A 7,612-nucleotide genomic window follows, 5' to 3' on the forward strand; every position below is an offset into this window, starting at 1 on the left:
GGGCCGAGCCCCGGACCCCACGTGCCCCGGCGACGCTTCCCACCAGCAACCACCGGCACTCACCAACCGCTGCCGCTCGTTGACCTTCGGTCAACTTCGGTGGACCGCGCTACTCGTTGACCTTCGGTCAACTTTGCCGTTGGCCGTCGTTTTCTTGGCTCACTGCCGGCGGTGGCATTGTCGCCAAGGGGATCCCACGGGTCACAACAGGGCCACATGGGCGCGGGCCGTGCCTAGGGGCCGTTGCAGGGCGGATGGCAAGCTTCACGCTATGTCTGAGGTGGGAGCGGGGGTGGCGGCGGGGCTACTGGGCGCGGTGGTACCGGACGTCGCGGTCGCGGTGGAGACGTTCACCGACGAGACCGACGCCGTGCTGTTCCCCGCCGAGGAGACCGTGATCGAGCGCGCCGTCGACAAACGGCGGCGCGAGTTCACCACCGGGCGGGTCTGCGCGCGCCGCGCGCTCGCACGGTTGGGGGTCGAGCCTGGACCGCTGCTGCCGGGGCCCAAGCGGGAGCCGCTATGGCCGGCCGGCATCGTCGGCAGCATCACTCACTGCGACGGGTACCGCGCCGCCGTCGTCGCCTGGTCGCGGCACCTCACCTCCGTGGGGATCGACGCCGAGCCGAATGGCCCCACCCCGGAGGGCGTCCTGGAGCGGATATCACTGCCGTCCGAACGGGTGTGGATCCAGGCGGTCGCCGCCCGCACCCCCGAGGTCAGCTGGGACCGGCTGTTGTTCTGTGCCAAGGAGTCCGTCTACAAGGCCTGGTTCCCGCTCGCCCAGGAGTGGCTCGGGTTCGAGGACGCCGAGGTCACCGAGGTCGGGTTCACCGACGACGGCTCCGGCCAGGGCGGCGATGCCGGCGCGGGCCGGCGGACCGGGACGTTCGCGGCGCGGCTGCTGGTCACGGGGCCGACGCTGCCGGACGGGCAGCGGCTGACGGCGCTACGGGGGCGGTTCGTCGTCGGGCAGGGACTGATCGTCACCGCGGTCGCGGTCCAGCCTGGCGGGAGCGCGTCGTGAGCCGGCGGCGCTGGCTACCGGTCGCCGTGTGCGCCGGGGTGCTGCTGAACACGGCGCGGTTGCGCCGGCGGTTGTCCGCTTTGCCGGTCATCGAGCCCTCCGACGACCAGATCCACCACGACCACGTCTTCCTGCTCGCCGACGGCGTCCACCTCGACGACGCCCAACAACGCGCCGCCAGCGCCCACGCCCGCCACCACGGTCTCGACGTCCTCGACCTCGTACCCGAAGACCTCACCGCCGACCGGCTCCTCGACCTCGCCCGCATGCTCGACACCACCACCTACCAGGCCAACCGGCTCGCCTGGGGCCGGGGCGCCCATCAGGCCCTGATGATCAACCGGGAGGTCCTCGTCCGTGCGGGGCTGCACCCGAAGGACGTCACCGAAACCGACCTCGTCACCGTCACCGAGACGCTCAAGCGGCACGCGCCGGTCAGCACCGGGGTCGCCGTGCTCCCGGGGCTGCGCGCCGCGACCCGCACGGGGGCCCGCAGGCTCGACGTCCAGCGGGTGGCCTACCGCTGGAACCCGGTGGGCACGCTAGGTCCGACGGCGCGGGACCTGGCGCTCGTCGCCGGGGCGACCGCCGCGCCCGGCTGGGCGCTCGCCGCCGCCACCGCGAGCTGGCTGCAACCCGCCCTCATCGCCACCGGCGGCCCGCTCCACCTGACCGACACGCTTGCCTCCCCTCTCACCCGCCGCCGCGGCGCCGCCGAACTGCTCGCCGACCTCACCGGGCGTTCCGAACCGTCACCGACGGGCGCGTCGCAGCACCCCGGCACGGCTGTGGTCGCCCGTGACGGCGCGCCCTCCGTGCACGGCGTCGCCGGGCGGTTGGCACGGTGGTGGGTCGCGCCGCCGAAGGCGTTCGTGCCCGAGGGCAAGGCGCAGACCGACGAGCTGCGCGCGGCCTACCGGGCCGAGCTCACCGGCGGGGTGCAGCGCTTCCTCGAGCCGGCGCGCTCTACCTGCCCGTGGTGTGGCGGCGCGCAGTTGAACAAGGTCATCATTGGTTTCGACGCCACTCAGGCCAAGCCGGGCCGGTTCCGCTATGACCGTTGCTCCGAGTGCCGGCACGTCTTCCAGAACCCGCGGCTCACCCCGGAGGGGCTGGACTTCTACTACCGCGACTTCTACGACGGCCTCGGCGGTGAGCTCGCCGAGTTGATCGCCAGCGCCGGTGCGGGTCCGTACCTGGCCCGTGCCCGCGCCGTGCCGCCGACGCCGCGCAACTGGCTGGACGTCGGGGCGGGGCTCGGGCACTTCTGCCTCATCGCCCGCGACGTCTGGCCAGAGACAATCTTCGACGGCCTCGACATGGGCGACGGGCTCGAGGAGGCGGCCCGGCGCGGCTGGATCGACACCGCCCACCGCGGCCAGTTCCCCGACCTCGCCCCCAACCTCGCCGGCCACTACGACGTCGTCAGCATGTTCCACTACCTCGAACACACCCGCGACCCACGCGCCGAACTCGACGCCGCCACCACCGCCCTCACCCCCGGCGGCCGCCTCGTCATCGAGATCCCGAACCCGGACAGCCCCGCGCTGCGCGCCTACGGGTCACTCTCGCCAAGCTGGATGGTCCCGCAGCACCAGCACCTGCTGCCCGCGGACAACCTCGCCGGCGCGCTCACCGAACGCGGCTTCCAGGTCGAGAACATCGAGTTCGGCCAGACGCACATGGCCGGCGACGGGATGTACGCCTGGTGGGCGCTGGTCCAGCGGCTCGCGCCGTCACCCAACCTTCCGTGGCGTGACGACCCGTATCCGGACGCCAGCCGAGCGAAACGCGCGGCCGTTCTCGCGACGCTCGCGCCACTGTTCCCCGCCTTCGTCGCGGTCGAGGCCGCGAGCCGCCCCTACCTCGTCCGCGGCAACCGCGCCAACGCCTACCGGATCGTCGCCCGGCTGAAGAAAGAGGCGCCGTGAGCCGCCGGTACTGGCTGCCCGTCACCGTGCTCGCCGCGGTAAGTCTCAACACGGCGCGGTTGCGCCGGCGGTTGTCCGCTTTGCCGGTCATCGAGCCCTCCGACGACCAGATCCACCACGACCACGTCTTCCTGCTCGCCGACGGCGTCCACCTCGACGACGCCCAACAACGCGCCGCCAGCGCCCACGCCCGCCACCACGGTCTCGACGTCCTCGACCTCGTACCCGAAGACCTCACCGCCGACCGGCTCCTCGACCTCGCCCGCATGCTCGACACCACCACCTACCAGGCCAACCGGCTCGCCCCCGGGCGCGGTGCCTACCAGGCGCTTCTCGTCGACCGCGACGTCCTCACCCGCGCGGGCCTGGACCTGAAGGACGTCACCGAAAGCGACCTCGTCGCGGTCACCGGCACGCTCAAGCGGCACGCGCCAGTCAGCACCGGGGTCGCCGTGCTCCCCGGCCTGCGGGCGGCGGCGCGGTCGGGCGCCGAGCGGTTCGCCGTGCGGCGGGCGGTCCACGCCTGGGAGCCGACGAGCCTGGCGGCGCCGCTGGTACGTGACGGGCTGCTCGCCGCCGGGGCGACCGCCGCGCCCGGCTGGGCGCTCGCCGCCGCCACCGCGAGCTGGCTGCAACCCGCCCTCATCGCGGCCGGCGGTCCCCTCCGCCTGACCGACACGCTCGTTTCCCCCCTCACCCGCCGACGCGACGCCACCGAGCTGCTCGCGGATCTCGTCGCGGCCGCCGGCGACCGCGACGACGCCGGCCGGCTCTCGCGGTGGCGGGTCTCGCTGCCCAGTCAGTACGGCGCCGGAGACCGCGCCCGCGCCGCCGAGATCCGGGAGAGTTACCTGGCCGAGCTCGCGGACGGCCTCGACCGGTTCTTCGAACCAAGGCGGACGACGTGCCCCTGGTGCGACAGCTCCCGGCTGCGCCGGATGCTGGTCGGCGTCGACGCGATGCAGGTCAAGCCGGGCCGGTTCCGCTATGACCGTTGCTCCGAGTGCCGGCACGTCTTCCAGAACCCGCGGCTCACCCCGGAGGGGCTGGACTTCTACTACCGCGACTTCTACGACGGCCTCGGCGGCCCCGCGATGGAGTGGCTGCTCGGGTTCGGCCCCGGCGCCCACCCGGCGCGGGCGCGGTCGGTCCCGGTGGCGCCGCGGCGCTGGCTGGACGTCGGGGCGGGGCTCGGGCACTTCTGCCTCATCGCCCGCGACGTCTGGCCAGAGACAATCTTCGACGGCCTCGACATGGGCGACGGCGTCGAGGAGGCGGCCCGGCGCGGCTGGATCGACACCGCCCACCGCGGCCAGTTCCCCGACCTCGCCCCCAACCTCGCCGGCCACTACGACGTCGTCAGCATGTTCCACTACCTCGAACACACCCGCGACCCACGCGCCGAACTCGACGCCGCCACCACCGCCCTCACCCCCGGCGGCCGCCTCGTCATCGAGGTTCCCAACCCCGACAGCCCCGCGCTGCGCCTCTACGGGCCGCTGGCGTCGGGAATGCTCATCCCCCAGCACCTGAACCTGCTCCCGGCGGACAACCTCGCCGCGGCGCTGACCGAGCGCGGGCTGCACGTCGAGGACGTCGCGTTCGGCGAGACCCACATCTCCGGGGACGCGCCGATGGCGTGGTGGGGTCTGTGCCAGCGGCTCGCCCCGTCGCCTGGCCTGCCCTGGCGCTCGGAGGCACACCCGGGCCTGGGCCGCGCCAGGCGAGTCGCGACGTTCGCCGCGCTCGCGCCGTTGCTGCCCGCCGCCGCCCTCGCCGAGGCCGCGAGCCGCCCCTACCTCGTCCGCGGCAGCCGCGCCAACGCCTACCGGATCGTGGCCCGGCTCCCGTAGTTCGGCTCCCGCTCCGTGGCTCGGCTCCCGTAGCCCAGCCCTCCGACCGCGATTACTGTCCGTAGCAACGATCCCCCCGTAGGTGGTGGGACGTGGGCTGCGAAGGGAGCGCGGCTATGGCCGTGTGCGAGGTCTGCTCCAACGACTACGAGATGAGCTTCGAGGTACATGCGCAGGGTGCCGTGCATGTGTTCGACAGCTTCGAATGCGCGATCCACGCGATGAGCCCGATCTGCGAGCACTGCGGCGTGAAGATCAGCGGTCACGGTGTGGAGGCGAACGGAAAGTTCTTCTGCTGCGCTCACTGCGCCCGGGCCACGGGCGTCGACCGCGAGCTGGTCCGAGACCACGCCTAGGGCTTCCGGGAGGAGAGCCGCCGGAGGTGCGATGGAAGAACGTTTTCGCACCTCCTTTGACCTCGGGTAGCGCGAACCGGCTGACCCGGTACGCCCTCCCCCGGCCCGACTCCGGGATAATCGGTCGGGACCGGAGGAGATCATCTGTGACGACGACGTCCAGCGCGCGGGCCGACGTGCCGGCTGTGCGCAGGTCCATCGAGGGGCGGATCGCCGACGAGCTCGGGGTGCGCGAGACGCAGGTCTCGGCGGCCGTCGGGCTGCTCGACGGCGGCTCGACCGTTCCGTTCATCGCGCGTTACCGCAAGGAGGTGACGGGCACCCTCGACGACGCGCAGCTGCGCACCCTCGAGGAACGGCTGCGCTACCTGCGGGAGCTGGAGGAGCGCCGGGCGGCGATCCTGGAGTCGATCCGGTCGCAGGGCAAGCTTGACGACGCGCTCGAGGCGCAGATCAACGCGGCCGACTCGAAGGCGCGGCTGGAGGACATCTACCTCCCCTACAAGCCGAAACGGCGCACGAAGGCCCAGATCGCCCGCGAGGCGGGGCTGGAGCCGCTCGCCGACGCGCTGCTGGGCGACCCGACCCTCGACCCGGCGGCCACCGCCGCCGGGTACGTCGACGCCGAGAAGGGCGTCGCCGACGCGGCGGTGGCGCTCGACGGCGCCCGCGCGATCCTGGTCGAGCGGTTCGCCGAGGACGCCGACCTGATCGGCGAGCTGCGCGAGCGGATGTGGACGCGCGGCCGGCTGGTCTCCAAGGTTCGCGCGGGCAAGGAGGAGGACGGCGCCAAGTTCTCCGACTACTTCGCCTTCGACGAGCCTTTCACCTCGCTGCCGTCACACCGGATCCTGGCCCTGTTCCGCGGCGAGAAGGAGGAGGTCCTCGACCTGGATCTCGACCCGGAGCCGCAGGACGCCGACGTGACGGCGCCCGCCGTCACGTCCGAGTACGAGACCCGGATCGCGGCCCGCTTCGGCGTCGCCGCCCAGGGCCGGCCCGCCGACCGCTGGCTCGCGGACACGGTCCGCTGGGCGTGGCGCACCCGGGTCCTGGTCCACCTGGGAATCGACCTGCGGCTGCGGCTCTTCCAGGCCGCCGAGGACGAGGCCGTCAAGGTGTTCGCCACCAACCTGCGCGACCTGCTGCTCGCCGCGCCCGCCGGCACCCGGGCGACCATGGGTCTCGACCCGGGCTACCGCACCGGCGTGAAGGTCGCCGTCGTCGACGCCACCGGCAAGGTCGTCGCCACCGACACGATCTACCCGCACGTCCCGGCGCGGCGCTGGGACGAGGCGCTGGTGACCCTCGCCCGGCTGTGCGCGGCGCACAAGGTCGACCTGATCTCGATCGGCAACGGCACCGCGTCGCGGGAGACCGACAAGCTCGCGGAGGAGCTCGTCGGGCGCGTGCCGGAGCTGAAGCTCACCAAGATCGTCGTTTCGGAGGCCGGCGCGTCGGTCTACTCGGCGAGTGCGTACGCCTCCCGGGAGCTGCCGGAGCTGGACGTGTCGCTGCGCGGCGCCGTGTCGATCGCCCGCCGCCTGCAGGACCCGCTCGCCGAGCTGGTCAAGATCGACCCGAAGTCGATCGGCGTCGGCCAGTACCAGCACGACCTGAGCGAGCTGAAGCTGTCCCGCTCGCTCGACGCCGTCGTCGAGGACTGCGTGAACGCCGTCGGTGTCGACGTGAACACGGCGTCCGCGCCGTTGCTGACCAGGGTGTCCGGTATCGGCGCGACCCTCGCCGACAACATCGTCGCCCACCGGGACGCCACCGGGCCGTTCCGGACCCGCACGGCGCTGCGTGAGGTCCCCAGGCTCGGGCCGAAGGCGTTCGAGCAGTGTGCGGGCTTCCTGCGCATCCCCGGCGGCGACGACCCGCTGGACGCCTCCAGCGTCCACCCCGAGTCCTACCCGGTGATCCGGCGCATCCTGACCGCCACCGGCACCGACATCCGCGGCCTGATCGGCAACACCGGCGCGCTGCGCGCTGTGAAGGCGACGGACTTCGTCGACGAGACGTTCGGCCTGCCGACGGTGACCGACATCCTCGCCGAGCTGGAGAAGCCCGGCCGCGACCCGCGCCCGGCCTTCAAGACCGCGACGTTCGCCGAGGGCGTCGACGAGATCAAGGACCTGGTCGCCGGCATGGTGCTGGAGGGCGTGGTCACCAACGTGGCCGCGTTCGGCGCCTTCGTCGACGTCGGCGTCCACCAGGACGGCCTGGTGCATGTATCGGCGATGTCGAAGTCGTTCGTGCGCGACCCGCGCGAGGTCGTCAAGTCGGGCGACATCGTCAAGGTCAAGGTCCTCGACGTCGACATCCCGCGCAAGCGGATCTCGCTGACCCTGCGGCTCGACGACGAGGCCGTCGACCGGACGGCCTCGGGCGGTGGCACCGCGGCCCGGTCCGCCGGCCAGGGCGGCGGGCGGGACGCGCGCG

5 protein-coding genes are annotated in these 7,612 nt (G+C 72.8%); all 5 read left to right on the forward strand.

Annotated elements, in window-relative coordinates:
* Positions 1–271 precede the first annotated feature (271 nt).
* Positions 272–1,027, forward strand: coding sequence for a 4'-phosphopantetheinyl transferase family protein (locus tag FRCN3DRAFT_RS0228910; RefSeq protein ID WP_027141039.1), 756 nt, complete (start codon positions 272–274; stop codon positions 1,025–1,027).
* Positions 1,024–2,958: a class I SAM-dependent methyltransferase gene (locus FRCN3DRAFT_RS0228915; protein ID WP_007517703.1), complete on the forward strand. Its 1,935-nt coding sequence runs from the start codon at positions 1,024–1,026 to the stop codon at positions 2,956–2,958. Before FRCN3DRAFT_RS0228910 ends, FRCN3DRAFT_RS0228915 begins: the two co-directional genes overlap by 4 nt.
* A complete protein-coding gene (locus FRCN3DRAFT_RS0228920) occupies positions 2,955–4,811 on the forward strand; it encodes a class I SAM-dependent methyltransferase (protein ID WP_007517705.1) in 1,857 nt (618 codons plus the stop codon). Before FRCN3DRAFT_RS0228915 ends, FRCN3DRAFT_RS0228920 begins: the two co-directional genes overlap by 4 nt.
* Positions 4,812–4,927: 116 nt before the next feature.
* On the forward strand, positions 4,928–5,167 hold the full coding sequence (locus FRCN3DRAFT_RS0228925; protein ID WP_007517708.1) for a hypothetical protein: 240 nt from the start codon (positions 4,928–4,930) through the stop codon (positions 5,165–5,167).
* 146 nt (positions 5,168–5,313) lie between these two features.
* The coding region (locus FRCN3DRAFT_RS46875) for a Tex family protein (protein WP_007517709.1) at positions 5,314–7,612 on the forward strand (2,299 nt) is incomplete at its 3' end.

Origin of the sequence: Pseudofrankia saprophytica, from assembly GCF_000235425.2 — a bacterium.
Taxonomy (GTDB): domain Bacteria; phylum Actinomycetota; class Actinomycetes; order Frankiales; family Frankiaceae; genus Pseudofrankia; species Pseudofrankia saprophytica.